A 21,603-nucleotide genomic window follows, 5' to 3' on the forward strand; every position below is an offset into this window, starting at 1 on the left:
GTGACCTACACCACCCCCGACGAGTTCGTCACCCGCCCCGACCTGCGCGGCACCTTCGGCATGACGTCGTCCACGCACTGGTTGGCGACGGCCTCGGCCCAGTCGGTCCTCGAGCGGGGCGGCAACGCCTTCGACGCCGCCGTGGCGGGCGCCTTCGTGCTCCATGTCGTCGAGCCGCACCTCAACGGCCCCGGCGGCGACCTCACGGCGATCTACGCGACAGCCGAGGCCCCCGTCGCGCCGACGGTGCTCGTCGGCCAGGGCCCGGCCCCGGCGGCCGCGACCCGTGAGCACTACCTCGCCGAGGGCCTCGAGCTCGTCCCCGGGTCGGGAGCCCTGGCCGCCGCCGTCCCCGGTGCCGTCGACGCCTGGCTGAAGCTGCTGGCCGAGCACGGCACCTGGTCGCTCGCCGACGTCCTCGCCTACGCGATCGGCTACGCCCGTGACGGCCACCCGATCGTGGCGCGCGTGGCCTCCACCATCGAGACCGTCGCCGACCTCTTCACCGAGCACTGGCCCACCTCGGCCGCGCAGTGGATGCCCGGTGGCGAGGTGCCACGCGAGGGCGACCTATTGACGAACCCGGCCTACGCGGCCGTCCTCGACGAGCTGGTCGCGGCCGGCGAGGCCCTCGGCCCCGACGCGTCCCGCGAGGCGAAGATCGAGGAGGCGCGGGTCGAGTGGGGCAGCGGACACGTCGCGCAGGCGATCGACGCGTTCGTCCGCACTCCGCACCGTCATTCGTCGGGCACCGACCACGCGGGTGTCGTCACGGCCGCGGACCTCGCCGCGTTCCGCGCCACGACCGAACCGGCGACGACGATCGAGTTCCGGGGTCACACGATCGCCAAGACCGGCGCCTGGGGCCAGGGTCCCGCCCTGCTCCAGGTCCTGGCGCTGCTCGAGCCGCTGGACGACGAGCTGCTCGATCCCTCGACCGCGGACGGCGCCCACACCATCGTCGAGGCGCAGAAGCTCGCGATGGCCGATCGCGAGGCCTGGTACGGCCCCGGAGACGTGCCCCTCGAGACCCTCTTGTCCGCGGACTACGCCGATGAGCGCCGCGCGCTGATCGGCGACCGGGCGTCGCACGACCTGCGACCCGGCGACGTCCCCGGGCGCGAGCCGTTCGCCCTGCCCACCATGCGCACCGAGTACCTGCCTCCCGCGCTCAGCGAGGCACCCGCCGGCGTCGGAGAGCCCACGGTCGCCGCCCCCGGGCGGGCGCAGGCATCGGCCGCCGCACCCGCCGCACCCGCCGCACCCGTCGCACCGGCCGAGGACGCCCCGCCGACCGGCACCGCGCCTCCTGCCGACCGTCTGGCCGAGCCGTTCACCGAGCCGACCGGCGAGACGCGCGGCGACACCTGCCACCTCGACGTCGTCGACCGCTGGGGCAACGTCGTCTCGGCGACCCCGTCGGGCGGCTGGTTGCAGTCGTCGCCGACCATCCCCGAGCTCGGCTTCTGCCTGGGCAGCCGGCTGCAGATGTCGTGGTTGGACGAGGGCACGGCGTCGACCCTCGAGCCCGGCACCCGCCCGCGCACGACGCTGACGCCCACGCTCGTGCTGAAGGACGGCGAGCCCGTCGTCGCGCTCGGCTCGCCCGGAGGTGACCAGCAGGACCAGTGGCAGCTGCTCTACCTGCTGCGCACGATCGTGGGCGGGTACACCCCGCAGCAGGCGATCGACGCCCCCGCGCTGCACACCACGTCGTTCCCCGGCAGCTTCTGGCCCCGCACCTGGGAGCCCGGAGGCGTCGTCGTCGAGGACCGCCTGGGCGACGACGTCATCGACGCGCTGGTCGCCCGCGGCCACGTCGTCACCCGCGCCGGCGGCTGGTCCCTGGGCCGGCTGTCGAGCGTCTCGCGAGACCCCGAGACCGGCGTGCTCTCCGCCGCCGCCAACCCCCGAGGAGCCCAGGCCTATGCCGCAGGACGCTGAGAACCCGACCTCCCCTCTGCTGAGCGTGCGCGACCTCCGCGTCTCGTTCGGCGACACCCCCGCCGTGCACGGCGTCGACCTCGACGTCCTGCCGGGCGAGCGGGTGGCGATCGTCGGCCAGTCCGGCTCGGGCAAGTCGACGGTGGTCGCGGCCATCCTGCGCCTGCTGCCCGGGGCCGGCCACATCACGGGCGGCACGATCGAGCTCGCGGGCCCCGACGGCAGCACCCTCGACCTCGCGCAGGCCACCGAGGCACCCATGCGCCAGGTGCGCGGCGCGCGCATCGGCCTCGTGCCGCAGGACCCGTCGACCAACCTGAACCCGTCGATGAAGGTCGGCGCCCAGATCGCCGACGCGCTGCGCACCCACGGGCTCCGAGGCCACGACGAGGTGCAACGCCGCGTCGTCGCGCTGATGACCGAGGCGGGCATCCCCGAGGCCGAGCGCCGGGCGGGACAGTTCCCGCACGAGTTCTCCGGCGGCATGCGCCAGCGCGTGCTCATCGCGATCGCCCTGGCCCGCGAGCCGCAGCTGCTCATCGCCGACGAACCGACCAGCGCGCTCGACGTGACGGTGCAGCGTCAGATCCTCAACCACCTGCAGACGTTGGTCGAGAGCCGCGGCACGTCGCTGCTCTTCATCACGCACGACCTGGGGCTCGCCGCCGACCGTACCGACCGCATCGTCGTGATGCTCGAGGGTCGCGTCGTCGAGCAGGGCACGCCCGAGCAGATCCTGCGTCGCCCGCAGCACGAGTACACGAAGCGCCTGGTCGCGGCCGCGCCGACGCTGGCCTCGGCCACCGCCCTCCGTCGCGGCGAGGCCGTCCTCGACGACGCGACGGACGCGAAGGAGGCGCGGGTCGGCTCGATCCTGACCGTCACCGACCTGGTCAAGGAGTTCCGCCTCCGTGGTCGCCGTGGCGAGCAGGTGCGGGCCGTCGACCACGTCTCGTTCGAGGTGCCGCGCGGCACCACGACGGCGATCGTGGGGGAGTCCGGCTCGGGCAAGACGACCGTGGCCCGCATCGTGCTCGGCCTCGAGTCGGCGACGAGTGGATCGGCACTGATCGACGGCGAGAGCATCACGGCGAGCCGGGGTGCGTCCCGTCGCGCGCTGCGTCGCCGCGTGCAGCCCGTCTTCCAGGACCCCTACGGGTCGCTCGACCCGTCGTACAGCGTCGAGCGGCTGATCGACGAGCCGTTGCGCATCTTCGGCGTCGGCGACCGGGTCTCCCGCAGGCAGCGGGTCGCCGAGCTGCTCGACCAGGTCGCCCTGCCCCGGTCGGTCGCCCAGAGCCGGCCGAACGAGCTGTCGGGCGGCCAGCGCCAGCGGGTGGCCATCGCGCGGGCGCTCGCGCTCGAACCCGAGCTGCTCATCTGCGACGAGGCCGTCTCGGCGCTCGACGTGCTCGTCCAGGAGCAGATCCTCGAGCTGCTCGGCGACCTGCAGCGTCGGCTCGGCCTCAGCTACCTGTTCATCACGCACGACCTGGCGGTCGTGCGCCAGATCGCCCACGACGTGGTGGTCATGCGCAAGGGAGCCGTGGTCGAGCGCGGTAGCGTCGACGACATCTTCTTGTCGCCCCGTGCCGAGTACACGACCGAACTGTTGGGAGCCATCCCCGGTGCCAGCCTCGCCCTCTGAGGGCCCGCCACCCGTCGTCCTCGTCGACGTCCTGCGTCGCGAGATCGTCGAGGGCGCCCTCGTGCCGGGGACGCGCATCACCGAGGCCTCGGTCGCCCGCCGCCACGGCGTCTCGCGCGTCCCGGTGCGCGAGGCGCTGCGGGCGCTCGAGGCCGAGGGATTCGTCGAGTCGACGCCCCACGTGGGCAGCCGGGTCGCCGCGATCCCGGCCGACGAGGCCGACGACCTCTTCGCCGTCCGCGAGGCCCTCGAGATCTCGACCGCGCGGCGTGCCGCCCAGCGGGCGCGCGAGCTGTTCGGCGAGCCCCGCCCGCCCGAGGACTGGTGGCGGACGCGGCGCGTGCTCGGGCAGCTGCTCGACGACGGGGACGCCGCCGTCGAGGCCGGCGACCTCGACCTTCTCGTCGAGCTCCACGACCGGTTCCACGTCGGCGTGGCACACCTGAGCGGGAGTGCCACCCTGGCGACGCTGCTGCGCCAGCTCTCGAACAAGATCGAGTGGCTGTACGCTCTCGACACCTTCTCGCGGGGCAAGCGGCTCTGGCCCGACCACCGCCGCATCCTCGCGGCGATCGACGCGGGCGACGAGGCCGGGGCCGCCGAGCTGATGGGCTGGCACGTCCGCGAGTCGCGCATCGGGTTCCTCGCCCGCACCGAGCCGGCCGACCGGGTGGCCGACCTGCGGGCCACGCCGCCCGCCCTGCCGCCGACGATCCCGACGCCGACGATCCCGACGACCTGACCCGCGCCTCGTCGGGTTCGTCGGCTCAGGCGACGGGGCGGTGCCCGGGTAGGGCGTGGAGGTCTTCGGCGGCGAGTTCGGCCGCGATGGGGTCGCCGGCCTCGGTCGCCTCGCGGAGGGCGACGAACGAGTCGGCCATCGAGTCCCAGTGCAGTACCTGCACGATGTTGGGCACGCGCAGTTTGTAGGCGAGACCGTCGGTGACGTCCGTACAGACCTTGACCAGTGCCGGATTGCCGCAGTGGTCGACGTAGGTCGAGAAGAGCGCGACGGCGTGGGCGTTGAGGGCCGGGCCGTCTTCGCGGTCGAGATCGGCGAGGCAGACGTCGATCGCCCGGACGATCTCTCGCTTGACGGCGGCAGGCAGGTTGGGGACGGCCAGGCGGACCGCCCCGCCGAAGAGCACGCCGAGGGTCTGGACCGCCTCGACGGCCTCTTCGGCCTTCGGCGTCGCGACCTTCGTGTAGCGGTTCGGGGCCATCTCGACCAGGCCGGCGCGTACGAGGTCGCCGAGGGCCTCGCGGATCGGTGTGCGCGACACCTGCAGCCAGGCGATCAGCTCGTCGTCGTGCAGGCGTTCGCCGGGCTCGAGCGTTCCGTCGATGATCGCGTCGCGGATGCGGCTGCGGACCGTGTCGCGCAGCAGTTGTCGCTCGGCGGCGGGGGGAGTGACGGGAATCGGCATGCGGCCTCCTAGATCCTCACGGGCGGGTGCCCGGCCAGCATCCTAATACGAAAACGTCGCATTTTGCCCGTTGGGCAGTGAAGTTCACATGTCAATTCCAGTGGACCGATCGGGTGCCAGGGACGACGAAGCCCCGCCTCCATGACGGGGGCGGGGCTTCGTGACTCGGGTCGGTGCGGTTACTTCGCGGCGGTGGGGGTCGCTGCGGGCACGTGCTGCGAGGCGACCTCGACGCCGTGCGCGTCGCGCAGGGTCGTCAGGGTCTGCTCGATCTCGTCGTCGCGCTGCTCGGTCGTCCAGCCGAGCGAGCCAGCCATGACGTCGGCGATCTCGGTGAGCAACTCGATGGTGACACCGCCGACGAACGCGAGGTTCGTGCGGCGCAGCACGACGTCGGCCAGGTGGACGGCGTCCTCGTGCTCGGCGAAGTAGGCGATCTCGGCCGTGGTCAGCGTCGAGTCGGCCTCGAGGGCCTGCGACGGCTGGTCGAGCAGGACCTCGATGACGTCGGAGGCGCGGGTGCCGTACCGGGTCAGCAGACGGTCGACCTGGTCGCGGTCGAGCCCGTCGGCGTGGGCTGCGATCCAGGTGGTGCGGGCGCCGTCGGTGGTCGGGAAGCCCTTGCCGCCGCCGATCGCCATGCCCGTCGTGTCGACCGACCGCCCCACGCCGAGCTTCGTCGTCGCCTCGGTCGAGAGGTGGGCCGACAGGGCGCGGAACGTGGTCCACTTCCCGCCGACGAGGCTGAGGACGGTCGTTCCGGGCAGCTCGGCGACCTCGGTCTCGACGATGCGGTAGTCGCGCGACACGAAGCCGGCGGCGAGGTCGTCGTGCTTCGGCAACGGGCGGACGCCCGAATAGCGGTAGACGATGTGGCCACGGTCGAGCTCGATGTCGGGGTAGACGTGCTTGACCAGGTCGAAGAAGTAGTCGACCTCTTCCTCGGTGCAGACGGCAGGCTCGGCCATGTCGGCCTCGAGGTCGGTGGTGCCGATGAGCACGCGCCCCTTGAGCGGGTAGATCAGGACGATGCGGCCGTCGTTGTTCTCGAAGAAGATCTCGCGACCGTTCGTGGCCTCGAGCAGCTCGGGGCTGTCGACGACGATGTGCGACCCCTTGGTGCCGCCCATGTACTGCGACTCGGCGCCGAAGGCCTTGTTGGTGAGGTCGGTCCAGGGGCCCGAGGCGTTGATGACGACGTCGGCCTTCACCGTGAACTCGGTGCCGGTGACGACGTCGCGCAGGGTCACGCCGCCGTCGGCGGTGCCGACGGCCTCGAGGTAGTTGGCGCTGCGGGCGTTGTCGCCGGCGGCCAGGCCGTCCTTCAGCACGTCGAGCGCGAGACGCTCGGGCTCGTGCACCGACGCGTCGTAGTAGGTGCCCGTGTACTTGAGCGCCTTGTTGAGGTGCGGCATCTCGGCGAGGGCCTTCTTGCGACCGAGGAACTTGTGACGCGGCACCGAGCCGCCGTCGCGCGAGAACGAGTCGTACATCGTCATGCCGACCTTGATCAGCAGCGCGCCGCGCTCCTTCGTGGAGCGCTGCTTGTGCGTCAGCATGCGCAGCGGGGCGTTCATGATGCCGCTGAACGTCGAGAAGATCGGCATCGTCGTCTGCAGCGGCTTGACGTAGTGAGGGGCGATCTTCAGCAGACCGTTGCGCTCCTCGACGCTCTCGCGGACGAGGCGGAACTCGCCGTTCTCGAGGTAGCGGATGCCGCCGTGGATCATGTGCGACGAGGCGGCGGACGCGCCCGACGCGTAGTCGGCACGTTCGACGAGCACGACGTCGACGCCCTGGAGGGCGAGGTCGCGGAAGGTCGCGATGCCGTTGATGCCACCGCCGACGACGAGCACCTGTGCCGTCGGGCGGTCGACGATGCGCTGCACGTTGGGACGGATCGAGTCTGTCTTCTTCGACATGGTCACTGCTTCTTTCGAGATGCGATGTCAGGTGATGGTGACCGACTCGTCCTGCGGGCCGGTAGATTCATCGTCGTCCCGATGCACACACGGTGCAACGGATCTGCACGAACGTGCAAGGAGGTCCCGTTGGTCGCTGGCGACACGTCCGAACGCACACAGGAGGCGCTGCGTGCGGCGCACCTGTACTACATGCAGGACCTCACGATGGAGGCGATCGCGCACGAACTGCAGACGTCCCGCTCGTCGGTCTCGCGCCTCCTGAAGTCGGCGCGCGAGACGGGCCTCGTCGACATCCAGATCAAGTCGCCGCTCGACCAGCCGACGGCCGTGGGCGAGGGACTGCACCGGCGGTTCGGTGTCGTCGCTCACGTCGTCCCGGTGCCCGACCAGACGAGCGACGTCGACCGGCTCGACCGGGTCGCGCTCTCGGCTGCACGAACGCTCACGCAGTACGTCGACTCGAACATGGTCGTCGGCGTCGCCTGGGGTTCCACCGTCAGCGCGGTCAGCCGGTACCTGGTGCCCAAGGCCACGCACAACACCGTCTTCGTCCAGCTGAACGGTGCGGCGAACACCCGGACGACGGGCATCGAGTACGCCAGCGAGATCCTGCGGCGGTTCGGTCACGCGTACGGCGCCCTGATCCAGCAGTTCCCCGTGCCGGCGTTCTTCGACGACCCGGCGACCAAGCGGGCCCTGTGGCGGGAACGCAGCACCCGACGCGTCCTCTCGTTGCAGGGCGCCATGGACCTCGTCGTCTTCGGCGTCGGCTCGCGCGAGGCGCACGTGCCGAGCCACGTCTACTCGGGCGGGTACCTCGAGCAGAGCGACCACGACAGCCTCGCCCACGACCACGTGGTGGGCGACGTCGCGACCGTGTTCTTCCGCGAGGACGGCTCGTCGGCCGACATCGAGCTCAACCAGCGCGCCACGGGCCCCGACCTGGCGACCATCCGGCGCACGCCGCGTCGCGTCTGCGTCGTCGCCGGCGAGGCCAAGGTCGTCAGCGTCCGCGGTGCCCTGGCCGCGGGCCTGGTCACCGACCTGATTCTCGACGAGGGCACCGCCAGGGCGCTGCTGGCCAGCTGAGCCGGTGTCGGCCCGGACGAGGAGGCGCGGGTGGGGTACGTCGCATCAGCCGCGACCCAGCCCGCCCGCGTAGACGGGAGCGGTCGCACACCGGGCCCCCGAGGGGCCCCGAGAGGAGCATCACCATGGCAAGCACCGAACTCACCGGACGCCGCGTTCTCGCGATCGTCACGAACTACGGCGTCGAGCAGGACGAGCTCGTCGTCCCCGTCGCGAAGCTGCGCGAGCTGGGCGCGACCGTCGTCGTCGCCAGCGTCTCCACCGAGCCGATCGAGACGCTCGTCGGCGACAAGGACCCGGGTCAGACCGTCCGCCCCGACACGACCATCGCCGAGGTCGACGCCGCCGATCACGACCTCCTGCTCGTGCCCGGCGGCACCATCAACGCCGACACCCTGCGCACCGAGAGCGACGCGGTCGACCTGGTCAAGGCCTTCGCCGCAGCCGGCAAGCCGATCGCGGCCATCTGCCACGGCCCGTGGGCGCTCATCGAGGCGGGCCTCGTCACGGGCAAGGAACTGACCTCCTTCGCCTCGCTGCAGACCGACGTCCGCAACGCCGGCGGCACGTGGGTGGACCGCTCGGTCGTGACCGACGTCGAGCAGGGCTTCACGCTCGTCACGTCGCGTGACCCCGACGACCTCGAGGACTTCGTCCGCGAGACCTCGACGGCCCTGGCCGCCACGGCCTGATCCGCCGTCCTCCGTCGCGGCGGGGTCGGTCGCCCCGTCCCGGGGCGACGGCCCCCGCCGCGGGTCTTTAATGGGACGTCGGGCCGTCGTCGGTCCGTCCCCGGCGCTCCGGCGCCCATCCGGTCGAGAAGGAGGCGCGGTGAAGCTCGGCAAGACGCGCAAGACCCCCTCGGAACCCGCGACGCCCGATCCCGCGGCCCTCGAGCGGGCGGTCGCCGAGGGTGTCCTCATCTCGCGTGCGGCCGCCGTGGTCTCGGTGGCCAACTCGATCGTCATCCGTGCCCTCCGCGACGACGAGCACTTCGACCACGAGCGCACCCGCGAGGCCGTGCGGACCGTCCTCGGTCGCCTCGCGGCGGAACAACGCGAGCAGAACGAACGCATCGGCGGCGAACGGGCGAAGGCCCTCAAGGCCAAGGGGCGGTCGCGACACCAGCACGACTACCGGCGCGGTGACGACGACACCCTGTGGTTCCGGGAGAAGACCTACACGGCCGTAGCCGAGCGGCTGGACGAACTGCAGTCCGACGACGACTTCGTGGGCGGGATCGTCGCGGCGGCGGTGGATCGCGCCTGGGGCGACGTCGGAGCCGTGATCGTCACGAAGGTGTCGGCGGTCGAGGCGGTCGACCCGGCGTATCCCGACGAACGCGACCAGCGCCTCCGTGATCTCGTCGAGGTGGACCTCGCCGAGCTGCTCGCGCAGCCGCCGCAGGCGTCGGACGCTCCGCGCTCGACCTGACGGGTGCGTTCGTCCGTCGGCCCCCGACCTGGGGCTGTCCGGGCCCGGCGTCGGGACGAGACCATTGAGGGACACCGCTCGGCCCTCACCACGCGGAGCCCTCGTCGATCAGGCCACCGCTGTGGGAGGAACCCGGCATGAACCGTTTCGTGAGCCCGCTCGTGCGCGGGCTGATCCGACAGCGCAACCGCTGGTTCGACCGACGCCCCGGGCTGCCCCGGCCCGAGGGCGTCGCGCGGGCGCACGCCCCCGGCGTCAACCCCGATCGCGTGCTGCTGTTCGGCAGCGGGCCCGCCGTCGGGTGGGGCGTCCGCAGCCACGACCTGGGGCTCGCGGGCCATCTCGCGCGGGCGGTCTCGCAGGCCACCGGCCGTGGGGTCGACGTCGACGTCGTGGCCGACCCCGCCATGCGGACGGCGGACGCCCGGCGGGTGCTCGGAGACCGCGACCTCACGCGCTACGACGCCGTGGTCGTGGTGACCGGCATCAACGACGCCCTCGAGATGACCGACGTCACGAAGTGGCGGCGGGCGTTCGTCGACCTGCTCGTCCACATCGAGACCGAGACCGGAGGCGCGAGCAGCCCCGTGCTCGTCACGGGCGTCCAGGCGCCCAGCGAGGTGACCGTGTTCCACATCGCCGGCGGTGGCCTCGTCGACCGCCATGCGGCCGAGATGAACGCGATCATCCACGACGTCTGCTCGACGCATCCCCGGGTGCACGTGCTCATGCCCCCGTCGCCGCTCTCGGGCCACGACGACCGGGACCAGCTGATCGCCAAGTACGCCCGCTGGGGCGAGGCGCAGGCCGGGATGCTCGCGCCCATGCTCGACGCGCAGATGTCGGCCGGCGGCGGCGTGGCGCGGGCGCGTCGGCACGCCCCGCAGGCCGAGGTCGACCGCGTCGAGGCGATCAGGGCCCTCGGCCTCCTCGACACCGACCCCGAGGAACGCTTCGACGACATCGTCGAACGGGCCCGGACCCTGCTCGGCGCGAGCGGGGCCGCGTTCTCGCTCGTCACCGCCGACCGACACTGGAACAAGGCCCTCGCCGGGGGCGGTGACCGCGAGATGCCCATGGCCCTGTCGTTCTGCGCGCACACCGTCGCCGGCGGCCAGCCGTTCGTCGTCGAGGACGCCTGGGCCGACGAACGCTTCGGCATCGAGGCGCCGGCCCGGTTCTACGCCGGCTATCCGGTCGAGAGCCCCGACGGCGTCCGCATCGGCGCTCTCTGCGTCGCCGACCCCGAACCCCGGACGGTCGAGAGCGTCGACCTCGTGATGCTTCGCGAGCTCGCCCTCAGCGTGCAGCGCGAGCTCGCGAAGCAGGCCGTCGCGCGGGCGTGACGTTCGATGTACAGAAAGATGTACACGACGTGGCGCTCCGCGCTAGTCTCGTCGTCATGGAGACCTCCATCGGAAGCTCGGACGTCCTCGCCGTGGCCGACGCCCGCAGTGGCCTCAGTCGTCTCATGCGAGACTTCCGGCTCGACCCCGACCGCCCTGCCGTCGCTGTGGGGCCCCACCGACGCCCCGAGGTCGTCATCGTGCCGTGGAGCCGCTTCCTCGAGATGTCCGAGCGCCCGACGTCGGGTCGCGCGGTCGCCTCGGTGCTGGACGAGATCACCTCGCGTGCCGGTCTCGTGCGGCGCCTGGCTGGCCTGAGCCACATCGACGCCGTGAGCGTCTTCGGGTCGGTCGCTCGCGGGACCGAGACCGACGACAGTGACATCGACCTCCTGGTCGACCCGGGGGCCGAGGCGACCTACTTCGACTTCGCCCAGTTCGAACTCGACATGGAAGCCGTGTTCCAGCGTCAGGTCGACGTCGTGTCCCGGCGGGCGCTCGACCCCGAGACCGACCGCGAGATCCTGGCGCAAGCGGTGCCCGTGTGATCTCCTCTCCGGACCGCGCCGAACGTTGGCTGGCCGACCTCGACGCGGCCCTGACGGCCTCGGCCGAGCTCGTGTCCCGGGGGCGCGAGGCGTTCGACGGCGACCCGGCGCTTCCGTTGGCGTTCGAGGCACTGGCCAACCGGGTCGGTGACCTGAGCAAACGCTTGGTCGCGTACGACGGCCAGCGGTTCCATGAGGTCGAGTTCTCACTGGCCGCCAAGAACCGTGACTTCGTCGTGCATCACTACGACCGCCTCGATCGCGAGACCCTCTGGCAGACCGTGACCCGAAGCTTTCCCCTCCTGCACTCCCTCGTGCAGCGTCATCGAGTCGCACCATGAGCGCCGAACCGCTGGTCACGCCCGACGGCCGCTACCTCGTGGTGCGCGGCCGGCTGTGGCGCCGGACCGCACCGCGCCTCGAGGGGGCGACCCGCGCCTCCTTGGTCCACGAGCTGATGGAGGCGCGGCGCGCGAAGAAGACGGCGCTGGCCGCGGACGACGCTGCCGCCGTCGAGGACGCCCGGGCCCGGGTCGACGCCGCCAAGACGTCGCTCGGCGAACGCGGACCGGTGTGGTGGGGCGGGGACGCCCCCGACGAGCCCCGCCGCATGGCACGGAACACGCGCTACGCCGCCTGGCTCGCCACGGCCGGGTCCGACGCCGCCCCGAGTTGAACGCCGGCCCGCGAGGTGCCCTCCCCACCACGAAGTGGACACCGCGCCACGCCAAACCGCGGTGCAGAGTCCACTTCGTGGTGTGGTGCCGTGTGATGCGGTGGCGGGCGGGCGGCCCGCCGCGGGCGCGGCTAGCGGCCCTGGCGCTTCTTGAACGGCTTGGGCTGACCCTTGGCGGCGGGAGTGCGGCCCTTGCCCTTGGACGCCTTGGCCTTGCCGCCGGCCGGCGGGGGTGGCGGCGGCGTCGGGGTGGACGGGCTCGCCAGCTCGTCCTCGGCGACGACCACCGCCGCCTTGCCGGCCTTGGTCAGCCGGTAGGGCGTGGCGTCGCGGTCGAACAGCTTCGCGCCGAACTCGAGCTCGAGTGCCTCGATCGACGACTCGAGCTTCTGCCGCGAGATGCCGAGCTTGTCGGCCGCGACCGGGAAGTGCAGCACCTCGGCCGCGACGAGGAAGTGTCTCAGGTGGCTCGTCTTCACGCCGTGGCGACCGAACCGGCGGAGGAGCCGCCGCCGACCGAGTCCGCGCGGATGCCGAGGCCGTCGAGGGCCTTCTGGAAGATCGTCAGACCGCTCATGCCCGGCAGGTTCGAGATGTTCTGGTCGAGCTTCACGGCGGCCTTGCGGCCGTCTTCGCCGCTCATCAGCTGGCCGAAGACGAACTTGACGTCGTCGACCTCCATGATCGACGAGCCGACGGGGGCCCAGACCTTGGACAACAGGAAGCGCGTCAGCTTCTGCGCCTTCTTGCTCGCGAGCAGACGCTCACGGGCCTGCGAGACGTAGAACGCGACGTGGCGGGCCTCTTGCTTGGCGATGCGCTTCAGCAACGCGGCGGGGGCCGGGTCCTGCTCGAGCTCTGCCATGCGCTTGTAGGCCGACACGGCCGAGTACTCGTTGGCCGCGCCCCACGACATGTGGACGGCGACGAAGTCCGAGCCGACGATCTTGCCGAGCAGGCCCTGCTTGACCGGGTCGAGGCGCTCACGCCAGCCGAGCTTGAGGCGGTTGGCCCGCAGCTGGTCGTAGTCGACCGTGATGCCGTGCACCTCGAGGATGGCGGCGAGTGCCTCGCCGTGCCAGAACTCTTCACGGTTCCACATCGTCATGAACGTGGTCATCTCGTTCTCTTTGTGAGAAGGAGTCGTGAGCAGGTCACGGGTGTAGCAGACCGTGTGGTATTCGACGTCGGCCATGTAGCGCAGCGTCCGCAGCGAGTCCGCCGACAGCGGGTTCTTGCGGAAGTGGTCGAGGTCGAGGTCGTCCCAGCTCAGTCGTTCGGAGGTCGCGGCGAACTTGTCGATGTCGAAGGCCATGTGATGTCAGGAGGCGCGGGTTCAGACCCTGCCTCCGTCTCCTTTCGCTGTGGTGCTGCTGGTGCCGCTTCTGCCGTGGGGGCCGCTGCGAGTCCAATCGCGGATGCTCCACCTTCTTCGGAGCGCCTCGCGTGCCAGATTGCTGTCGGGGTTGACCGCGTTCGGGTGCCCGACCATCTCGAGCCAGGCGAGGTCGGCGAACGAGTCACCATAACCGTACGACCCCGAGAGATCGATGTCGTTCGCCTGGGCGTACTGGCGCAGCCAGGCGGCGCGCGCCTCGTCGACCAGCGGGGGCTGTGCGAGGTAGCCCGTGTAGACGCCGCTGCGCTGGTGCATCGTGCTGGCGACGACGTCGTCGAAGAGGTGCGCCAGGGGAGTCGTCAAGGTGTCGATCGAGCCCGTGACCAGCACGGTGCGGTGCCCGGCGGCGCGGTGCTCGGCGAGGCGGGCGAGTGCGTCGGGGAGGGTGTGGCGCAGGACCGTGTCGGCGTAGCCGCGCGACCGCACGACGCCCGAGAGCCGCGCGACGGGCATGCCCTCGTACCGCCGCGAGAACGTGCGGATGAACTCGCCGCGGTCGCGACCCTCTGCCCGCAGGTAGCGCGGCAGCGAGGTGAGCAGGCTGGCGACCTCGCCGGGCCAGGCGGCCTTGCGGAACCCGGCCGAGCGCACCCAGAGGTACTGCTCGACGATGTTGCTGTCGAGCACCGTGCCCTCGAGGTCGAACACGGCCACGACGTCGTCGCGCCGCGGCAGGGCCCGCGTGTCGGCGACGGCGGCCGACGCGGTGGGTCGCACCGAGAACGCCCGGGTCATGGCGGTGATCGACGGGAAGTGCACCTCTTGGAAGTAGGCCTCCCAGTCGACGTCCGTGACGTCGAAGCCGATGTCGGCGGGGGAGCCCGACGGGAGTCCGGCGTGCAGGGCCCGCGTGCGGCGGTCGTCGAAGATGATCTCGGACTGCACGTAGTGGCGGTAGAGGTCGGTCAGGCTCTGCAGCGACTCGAGGTCGGCCCGACGGGTCTGCACCCCGGCCAGTGCCGTGCGGGTGCGGAGCGTGCTCGGCAGTCGGGTGAGCACGGCCTCGCGGACGTCGTTGACTCGGTTCGCGGTGCGGATGGCGCCCTCGACCTTGCGCACGCCCGGGAAGTTCCAGTGCGGCGCCTCGATCGACGAGTGCTCGTCGCGGGGCAGCGGGTTCGCCGTGAAGAACGCCTTCAGGTTCTCGAACATGCGCAGGATCGAGAACGGGTTGCTGCCGCCCGAGCTGGCGTGGAAGTACTGGGGGCTGCCGGCCTCGACCGGGTTCGCGGCGACGGCGAGGATGACGTTGACGACGTAGTCGACCGGGATCACGTCGAGCACGCTGTCGGGCACACCGGGGAACTCGGGCAGCAGTCCGCGGGCGTACGACATGATCAGCGGGTCGGCGACCTTGAAGCCGTCGATCCAGCCGGGGTAGGGGTGCCGGTGGGCGCTCTCGACGATCGCCGGTCGGACCACCGACAGACGGTGCCCGGCCTCGGCCCAGAGTTCTTCCGCGGCGCGCTCGGCGAAGGCCTTGGTCAGCGTGTAGACGTCGGTCCAGCCGAGCGTCTCGGCCCGGGTGCGCCCGTAGTCGACGAGACGGGCCTTGACCCAGGCGACCCGCGCCTCCTCGGCGGCCGCGGCGACCGCCTGCGGGCCGGTCTTGCCGTGTGCCGCGCGACCCTGGGCGAGGAAGGTCCGCAGCGTCTCGGGCTGGCGCGAGGCCGCCTCGACGCGGGCGCGGGCGTCGGCCGCGGCGGCGCGTTCGACGCGCCAGTCGACGGTGTGGCCGAGCGACGCCTCGGGGAACACGCCCTTGCGGATGCCGCCGACGTAGGCGGTCGACACGTGGACGACGTGCGGGTCGGTGCCGGTCTTCCGCAGGGCCTCGTACAGCCCGACCGCTCCGCCGACGTTGGTCTCGAAGGCCTGGTCGATCGGCGGATCGAACGACACCGTCGACGCGCTGTGGATGACGACGTCGAGGTCGCCGGGGAGGTCGGGCAGGTCGCCGAGACCGCTCTCGATCACCCGGAGTCGCTCGGCGAGGGCCTTCTCGACGCCCTCGGGCCCGACGGTCTCGCGCCACGACGAGAAGACCGGCTTCTTCAGCAGGTGCCGCAGACGCCCCTCGGCCGAGGTGCCGGCCTTGGGTCGGATGAGGAGGGTGACCGTCGTGCCGGGGTGCGACGAGAGCAGACGCTCGAGGATCGCCTGGCCGACGAAACCGGTTCCGCCGGTCAGCAGGACGTGCGAGCCGCCGAGGTCGACGCGGGTGGCGCCCGGGGTCTGGTCGGGCAGCGCGAGGCCGGGGAGGGAGCTCATGCGGTCAGCTTTCTGGTCACGGCCGCCCCGACGGTGGCGTCCAGGCCCGGCAGGTCGGCCACGAGCGCCCCCACGCGGTCGGCGCGCAGGTGGCCCTCGGCCCCGCCGAACACGGTGGCGTCGAAGAAGGTGCGCTCGGAGTCGGCGCGCTCCACGGCGCCGATCGGCCAGACGGCCGTCAGCAAGGAGGCGCGGGTCATCTTCACCGAGCGGCGCGAGTCGCGCAGACGCCAGTCGGCCTCGCTGGCGAAGAACTGCTCGTGGCGGGCCTTTACGACCCGGGCGCGTTCGACGACGGTGGTCAGCGTGGGGTGTCCCGCGAGCTCGTCGAGGCGGTCGTATGCCTCTCGGAGCACCCACTCGTCGACGGCCCCCGTCGTCGTGTGGACGGCGACGATGGGGGACCCGACGGTGATGGCCTGGAGGGCCCTGGTGATCGGGCCGCGGCGCTCGACGGCCTCGGAGGCGGCATGCCGCTTCGGCCCCTCGGGCACGTCGCGGTTGCGGGGCTCGCCGTGGGCCTCGAGGACGGCGTCGAGGGCGTCGGCCAGCCAGAACTTCTCGAACGCCCACGTCACGAGGAACGCGGTGACCCTCGAGTCTTTGTGGGTGGCCGTGACCAGGAGGTTGCGCAGGTTCTCCATCGTGGCGCGCTCGAGTCGGCCGAGGTGGCGGACGAGGCGCAGGGCGTCGGGGCCGAGGGGCGCGTCGCCGAAGCCGGACAGGTCGAGGTCGGGGCGCCAGTTGCCCTGGGCCGTCCTGGTGAACTCGCGGATGTCGAAGTCGGGGTCGGCGCGCGGGGCATCTCTGGTCGTCATGACAGGTGGACCTCCGGGGCAGAAATGGACGAGGCGAGAAGGGCCTCGAACGGGTCTCGATGCGCGCAGTCTGCTCTCAGCACCGTATCGTAAGCGGCATGGCTGTAGCGCTCGTCACCGGGGGCACGTCCGGCATCGGAGCCGAATTCGCCCGCCAACTCTCCGTGCGCGGCTGGGACATCGTCCTGGTCGCGCGTGACCTCACCCGACTCGACGAGACGGCGACCGCTCTGCGCGCGCTCGGCCGTGACGTCGAGGTGCTCGCGGCCGACCTCGGCGACCGTCGCGACGTCGACCGGGTGGCCGAACGGCTGGCCGATCCGACCCGTCCCGTCGACCTGCTGGTGAACAATGCCGGTTTCGGCATGCACACCCCGCTGACCTCCACCGACGTCGCCGCGCACGACCTCGCGTTCGAGGTCATGTGCCGGGCCGTGCTCGTCCTCTCGGGTGCCGCCGCCCGGTCCATGCGTGAGCGCGGCCGCGGCCGCATCGTCAACGTGTCGAGCACCGCGGGCCTGATGGCCATGGGCAGCTACTCGGCGATCAAGGCGTGGGTGACGTCGTACAGCGAGGGCCTCTCGGTCGAGCTCAAGGGCACCGGGGTGGGCGTGACGGCCCTGTTGCCGGGCTGGGTGCGGACGGAGTTCCATCAGCGGGCCGGCATAAAGTCGTCGTCCATACCCAACGCCCTGTGGCTCAGCACCGAACAACTCGTCGTCGCGTGCCTGCGCGACGTCGACAAAGGCAAGGTGATCTCCATGCCCACGCTTCGGTACAAGGTGCTGATGGGATTGGTCCGGCACGCTCCCAAGGGCGCCGTCCGCGCCGCGTCCGGCGCGATCTCGTCGAGCCGCCGCAAGCCGGTGGAGCAGTGAGCGCGAAGAACGACGGGGAGCGGCGCCGCGAGCACGCCCGCCTCGACGCCGTGGCCCAGCGGGTCGACGACGTCCGCGCCGACGTCGCCCACCGTGCCGGTGACGTCGCCCAGCGCGCCGGCGGTGTGGCCAGCGACGTGCGCGACCGCTTCAGCTCGCGGCGGCACGCGATGGCCCGCTACGTCGCGCAGCGCATGCTGCTCAAGCCGACCATCTGGTCGATCACCGACGTGACGGTCATCGACCGCGACCGGGTCGAGGGGCTCACCGGCGGCTTCATCGTCGTCGCCAACCACTCGAGCCACCTGGACGCCCCGCTCATCCTCGGCGCCCTGCCCCGCAAACTGGCGCGTTACCTCGCCACGGGCGCCGCGGCCGACTACTTCTTCGACGTGCCGTGGCGCCGTCAGCTGACCGAACTGTTCTTCAACGCGTTCCCGGTGCAGCGGGGCTCGGGGACGCCGGCCTCCGCGGTCGACGCGACCCGCGCCTCCTCGTCCGGTGCGTCGGCCGGGTCGACGCCGCAGAGCTCCGCCCGTCGGCGGGCCGCGGCCAAGGCGGCCGCCCGCGGGCGCCAGGGGCAGCCCACCGTCAGTGCTCGGTCGCTGCTGCAACGGGGCTACCCCGTGCTGGTGTTCCCCGAGGGCACCCGCTCGAAGGACGGCACGGTCGCCGCGTTCAAGCCCGGTGCCGCCGCGCTCGCGTCCGCCTGCGGCGTGCCGGTCGTGCCCCTCGCCCTGATCGGTGCGAACATCGCCCAGCCCCGGGGGCGAAGCTGGCCCCGGCCCGGCCGACTCCCCGTCGGTGTCGCGTTCGGCGACCCGATGCGGCCCCACGACGGCGAGTCCGTCACCGACTTCTCGACGCGCCTGCGCACCGAGATCCTGCGTCTGAAGGACGCCAACACCGCCCGCATCCTGGGCCCGTCAGACCCGCTCGAAGGAGAACGCCCGTGACCGACGTCCAACAGAAGAAGAGCTCCGCCGTCGACGGCGTCAAGCACATGAAGTGGTGGGGCTGGGGCGTCGAGGGCGTCGCCTTCCACCACGACGACAAGCCCGCCTTCGCCCCCTTCGTCAAGAAGATCGTGGGCGTCGAGCTGTCGCAGGGTCACGACACGGGCCTCTCGTTCGACGACCTCGACGTCCCCGCCTCGCGGGCCGGCACCGAGGTGCTCGACTCGCTCGTCCAGATCGTGGGCGACGGCCAGGTCGTCACCGACGACCACGACCGGGTCGTCCACACCTACGGCAAGAGCATCCGCGACCTGATCCGCATCCGCGCGGGGCGTCTCGACCGCGTGCCCGACGTCGTCGTCTACCCGGCCGACGAGGACGAGATCCAGCAGATCGTCGACCTGGCCGTCGCCAGCGACGTCGTGCTCATCCCGTTCGGCGGCGGCAGCAACATCGTCGGCAGCCTCGAGCCCCTGCCCGCGGAAGAGCGCACGGTCGTCTCGCTCGACATGGGCCGCCTCGACAAGGTGCTCGACATCGACGAAGACGGTGGGCTCGCGCGCATCCAGGCCGGTGGCCAGGGCCCCGACCTCGAAGAGCAGCTGAACGCCCGCGGCTGGACCCTCGGCCACTTCCCGGACAGCTTCACGCACTCGACCATGGGCGGCTGGGTCGCCACCCGCTCGTCGGGCATGCAGAGCGACAAGTACGGCGACATCGCCGACATCACGAAGGGCCTGCGGGTCGTGCGCCCCGGGGGCGTGCTCTCGATCCGCGCCGTGCCGAGCGCGTCGACCGGCCCGTCGCTGCGCGAGATGATCATCGGCAGCGAGGGGCGTCTCGGCGTCATCACCGAGGTCACCGCCCAGGTGCACCGCCTGCCCGAGAAGCGCGAGATCCTCGCCTACCTGTTCCCGTCGTGGCACGACGGCCTCGCCGCCATGCAGGCCATCGCCGAGAGCGACGCGCACCCGTCGGTCACCCGCGTCAGCGATGCACACGAGACGGCGTTCTCGTTCGCCACCTCGAAGCCGGGCAAGGGCATCTCGCAGAAGGTCACCGACCTGCTGCCGACGATCCTGAAGGCCAAGGGCTGGGACGTCGACGCCATGTGCCTGTCGTTCATCGGCTACGAGGGCAGCCCCGAGCACGTCGCCCACACCCAGAAGGCCGTCGCCAAGATCGTCAAGGCGAACAAGGGCATGAGCGTCGGCAAGGGGCCGGGCAAGCTCTACGACCAGAAGAAGTTCGACACGCCCTACCTGCGCGACTTCTTCATGGACCACGGAGGCGCGGCGGACGTCTCCGAGACCGCCGCCCCCTGGTCGAAGCTGCGCCTCGTCTCGTCGCGCGTCTACGCCGCGGCGAACCAGGCGTTCGACAGCATCGGCAAGCAGGGCTGGATCATGGGCCACCTGTCGCACTCGTACCACTCGGGGGCGTGCCTGTACTTCACCTTCGCCTTCGAGCACGGTGACGACGCCGAGGCCGAGTACGACGTGGTCAAGCACGCCATCCAGCAGGCGTTCATCGACACCGGGGCGACCGTCTCGCACCACCACGGCGTCGGGCTCGAGCACCAGCCGTGGCTCGCGCAGGACGTCTCGCCCGAGGGCGTGGCCGTCATGCAGGGGCTGTTCGACTCGGCCGACCCGGGCCGCGTGTTCAACCCCGGGACGGTGACGGGCGCGTAGTCCCGCGCCGCGCCTCCTGCGCTGCCGCCGCCCCCGGCGCCGCGCCGCCGCGCCGGCCCCCCCCGCCACGAGATGGTCACAGCACCGCGACTAGTCGTGGTGCTGTGACCATCTCACGGTGTTTTGCGACCGATCGTGTCTCGTGCCCAGGGGTGGCCACGCAGACGCCGTCCACAGGGAGGCGCGGGTCGGGCTCCGTGGGCGGAGGGCGCGGACAGGGTCGGGGCGTGACCACAGCGCTCCCGCCCCTCGTCTTCGCCGCGACCTACGGTTCCCAGAGCAGGCACGGCACCGCTCTGAGGCGCGATGCGCAACGCGGCCTGCTGCATCGGGTGCACCCCGGGGCTTACGTCGAAGCGGCCGACTGGGCGCGTCTCGACCGACGTGAACGGCACGTCCTCACGACGAAGGCGGTGATGGCCGGCCTGTCACCGCGGGTCGTCGTGTCGCACGCCTCGGCCGTCGCCCTCCACGGGTTGCCCAGCGTCGACTGGCCGTGGGGGCCGGTGCATGTGATCGACCCCGGCCGCGACCGCACGCAGGCGACCGCGCGAGTCGTGCGGCACCCGGGCCCGATCGATGCACGTGACACGGTCGAGGTCGACGGGATCGCGGTGACGAGTGAGGCGCGGACGGCCGTCGACAGGTCGAGGACGGGGTCCTTCGCCGACGGCGTGCTCTGTGTCGACGCCGTGCTCCGGCGCGCCGCGGCCCGGGCGGGGTGTTTCGCGGTCCCCGCGCGACGTGACCTGCGTTCGTCCGCCGGTCACCGGTCGCGCGTGGACGCGGCGGCCGACGCCACGCGCCGCCTGCTGTCCGAGCGCCTGGACGGCGAACCCGGAACCCGAGGACTCTCGAAGGCCCGCCAGGTCACGGCATTCGGCACTCCGTGGGCGGAGAACGGCGGCGAATCGCTCTGTCGTCTCGCGCTCCTCGAACTCGGTGCTCCCGAGCCCGTGATGCAGGTCGAGTTCTTCGACGGCGAGGGGCTGGCCGGTCGATGCGACTTCGTGATCGGTGACGCGGCGCTCGAGTTCGACGGCAAGGCCAAGTACGACGACGATGCGATGCGTGCGGGCCGGGTGCCGTCGGCGGTGGTGAAGGCCGAGAAGGCCCGCGAACGGCGTCTCGTACGATCAGGTGGGATCAAGGCGATCGGTCGATGCGACGCCGAGGACGTCGCGCTGCGCCTTCCCCTCGCCCGGACACTCCGAGACCTCGACGTCGAGCTCAGGCCACGGCAGAACGCCAGGATGTGGCCACACCGCCAGATCTAGGCATGGCGCCGTGACCACATCCTGGCGGCGTGCTCACATCGTGGCGGGGTGGCGGCGTGGCGGGGGGGGGGGCGGGCCGACCGGGGGGGAGAAGGGCGGGGCGACGACGGTCGGGGGCGGGGGGAGGGGCCGGGCGGGGGTCGCCGTCAGACCCGCCAGCTCCTGCGCCACCAGCGGGATGGTCAGGGTGCCGAGGCTGAGGGCCGCGTCGATGCCGACCGTGGCCAGGTTGCCGACCGTGAAGGTGCGCGTGCGGAACAGCGTGAGCGGCAT

20 protein-coding genes and 1 pseudogene are annotated in these 21,603 nt (G+C 71.8%); 14 read left to right on the forward strand and 7 right to left on the reverse strand.

The annotated features are described in order from the left end of the window. From AEQ27_RS13610 to AEQ27_RS13620, 3 genes are read left to right on the forward strand one after another with little or no spacing between them, the layout of a single operon-like run. Positions 1–1,944, forward strand: coding sequence for a gamma-glutamyltransferase family protein (locus AEQ27_RS13610; RefSeq protein WP_054147148.1), 1,944 nt, complete (start codon positions 1–3; stop codon positions 1,942–1,944). Then, a complete protein-coding gene (locus AEQ27_RS13615) occupies positions 1,928–3,592 on the forward strand; it encodes an ABC transporter ATP-binding protein (protein WP_054147149.1) in 1,665 nt (554 codons plus the stop codon). Before AEQ27_RS13610 ends, AEQ27_RS13615 begins: the two co-directional genes overlap by 17 nt. Then, positions 3,573–4,334, forward strand: a complete 762-nt coding sequence (locus AEQ27_RS13620; RefSeq protein ID WP_200908374.1) for a GntR family transcriptional regulator — start codon at positions 3,573–3,575, stop codon at positions 4,332–4,334. Before AEQ27_RS13615 ends, AEQ27_RS13620 begins: the two co-directional genes overlap by 20 nt. A gap of 25 nt (positions 4,335–4,359) precedes the next feature. Here the strand turns inward: AEQ27_RS13620 and AEQ27_RS13625 are convergent, their stop codons facing one another. Then, positions 4,360–5,019 carry a GntR family transcriptional regulator gene (locus tag AEQ27_RS13625; protein ID WP_054147150.1) on the reverse strand — a complete coding sequence of 220 codons (660 nt, stop codon included), beginning with the start codon at positions 5,017–5,019 and terminating at the stop codon, positions 4,360–4,362. Between the two features lie 179 nt (positions 5,020–5,198). Continuing rightward, positions 5,199–6,941 (reverse strand): glycerol-3-phosphate dehydrogenase/oxidase, encoded by a 1,743-nt coding sequence (locus tag AEQ27_RS13630; protein ID WP_054147151.1) that lies wholly within the window; start codon positions 6,939–6,941, stop codon positions 5,199–5,201. A 192-nt stretch (positions 6,942–7,133) separates the two neighbouring features. Between AEQ27_RS13630 and AEQ27_RS13635 the strand changes: the two genes are divergently transcribed. From AEQ27_RS13635 to AEQ27_RS13665, 7 genes are all read left to right on the forward strand, one after another. Continuing rightward, positions 7,134–8,033 carry a sugar-binding transcriptional regulator gene (locus tag AEQ27_RS13635; RefSeq protein WP_235451098.1) on the forward strand — a complete coding sequence of 300 codons (900 nt, stop codon included), beginning with the start codon at positions 7,134–7,136 and terminating at the stop codon, positions 8,031–8,033. A gap of 125 nt (positions 8,034–8,158) precedes the next feature. Beyond that, positions 8,159–8,725: a type 1 glutamine amidotransferase domain-containing protein gene (locus AEQ27_RS13640; protein ID WP_054147153.1), complete on the forward strand. Its 567-nt coding sequence runs from the start codon at positions 8,159–8,161 to the stop codon at positions 8,723–8,725. 139 nt (positions 8,726–8,864) lie between these two features. Continuing rightward, the gene (locus AEQ27_RS13645) at positions 8,865–9,467 is read left to right on the forward strand and encodes a hypothetical protein (protein ID WP_054147154.1); all 603 of its coding nucleotides are present in this window, start codon (positions 8,865–8,867) and stop codon (positions 9,465–9,467) included. A 137-nt stretch (positions 9,468–9,604) separates the two neighbouring features. Next, positions 9,605–10,813 (forward strand): GAF domain-containing protein, encoded by a 1,209-nt coding sequence (locus AEQ27_RS13650; RefSeq protein ID WP_054147155.1) that lies wholly within the window; start codon positions 9,605–9,607, stop codon positions 10,811–10,813. A gap of 56 nt (positions 10,814–10,869) precedes the next feature. Then, a complete protein-coding gene (locus AEQ27_RS13655) occupies positions 10,870–11,361 on the forward strand; it encodes a nucleotidyltransferase family protein (RefSeq protein WP_054147156.1) in 492 nt (163 codons plus the stop codon). Then, positions 11,358–11,702 (forward strand): DUF86 domain-containing protein, encoded by a 345-nt coding sequence (locus AEQ27_RS13660; protein WP_054147157.1) that lies wholly within the window; start codon positions 11,358–11,360, stop codon positions 11,700–11,702. Before AEQ27_RS13655 ends, AEQ27_RS13660 begins: the two co-directional genes overlap by 4 nt. Further along, on the forward strand, positions 11,699–12,037 hold the full coding sequence (locus tag AEQ27_RS13665) for a hypothetical protein (RefSeq protein ID WP_054147158.1): 339 nt from the start codon (positions 11,699–11,701) through the stop codon (positions 12,035–12,037). Before AEQ27_RS13660 ends, AEQ27_RS13665 begins: the two co-directional genes overlap by 4 nt. Positions 12,038–12,168: 131 nt before the next feature. On the opposite strand, the gene AEQ27_RS13670 is transcribed toward AEQ27_RS13665, so the two are convergent. From AEQ27_RS13670 to AEQ27_RS17870, 4 genes are read right to left on the reverse strand one after another with little or no spacing between them, the layout of a single operon-like run. Beyond that, entirely contained in the window at positions 12,169–12,516 is a 348-nt protein-coding gene (locus tag AEQ27_RS13670; protein ID WP_054147159.1) for a LysR family transcriptional regulator, read from the reverse strand. After that, positions 12,513–13,352: a ferritin-like domain-containing protein gene (locus AEQ27_RS13675; protein ID WP_054147160.1), complete on the reverse strand. Its 840-nt coding sequence runs from the start codon at positions 13,350–13,352 to the stop codon at positions 12,513–12,515. Before AEQ27_RS13675 ends, AEQ27_RS13670 begins: the two co-directional genes overlap by 4 nt. A gap of 21 nt (positions 13,353–13,373) precedes the next feature. Beyond that, a complete protein-coding gene (locus AEQ27_RS13680; RefSeq protein WP_082383568.1) occupies positions 13,374–15,707 on the reverse strand; it encodes an SDR family oxidoreductase in 2,334 nt (777 codons plus the stop codon). Next, positions 15,704–16,525, reverse strand: a complete 822-nt coding sequence (locus AEQ27_RS17870) for a hypothetical protein (protein WP_054147161.1) — start codon at positions 16,523–16,525, stop codon at positions 15,704–15,706. Before AEQ27_RS17870 ends, AEQ27_RS13680 begins: the two co-directional genes overlap by 4 nt. Positions 16,526–16,623: 98 nt before the next feature. Between AEQ27_RS17870 and AEQ27_RS13690 the strand changes: the two genes are divergently transcribed. The 4 genes from AEQ27_RS13690 (at position 16,624) to AEQ27_RS13705 (ending at position 21,330) form a co-directional block, all read left to right on the forward strand. Next, positions 16,624–17,403, forward strand: a complete 780-nt coding sequence (locus AEQ27_RS13690) for an SDR family oxidoreductase (protein ID WP_054147162.1) — start codon at positions 16,624–16,626, stop codon at positions 17,401–17,403. Then, complete coding sequence (locus AEQ27_RS13695; protein WP_082383570.1) at positions 17,400–18,359, forward strand: lysophospholipid acyltransferase family protein; 960 nt, start codon at positions 17,400–17,402, stop codon at positions 18,357–18,359. Before AEQ27_RS13690 ends, AEQ27_RS13695 begins: the two co-directional genes overlap by 4 nt. Further along, the gene (locus tag AEQ27_RS13700; protein WP_369813663.1) at positions 18,356–20,053 is read left to right on the forward strand and encodes an FAD-binding oxidoreductase; all 1,698 of its coding nucleotides are present in this window, start codon (positions 18,356–18,358) and stop codon (positions 20,051–20,053) included. Before AEQ27_RS13695 ends, AEQ27_RS13700 begins: the two co-directional genes overlap by 4 nt. Positions 20,054–20,280: 227 nt before the next feature. Next, a complete protein-coding gene (locus tag AEQ27_RS13705; protein ID WP_054147163.1) occupies positions 20,281–21,330 on the forward strand; it encodes a hypothetical protein in 1,050 nt (349 codons plus the stop codon). Between the two features lie 33 nt (positions 21,331–21,363). Here AEQ27_RS13705 and AEQ27_RS17875 read toward each other — a convergent pair. Continuing rightward, a pseudogene (locus AEQ27_RS17875) lies at positions 21,364–21,603 on the reverse strand (hypothetical protein); the annotation flags it as partial.

It is taken from the genome of Frigoribacterium sp. RIT-PI-h (genome assembly GCF_001297205.1).
In the GTDB taxonomy this organism is placed as follows: domain Bacteria; phylum Actinomycetota; class Actinomycetes; order Actinomycetales; family Microbacteriaceae; genus Frigoribacterium.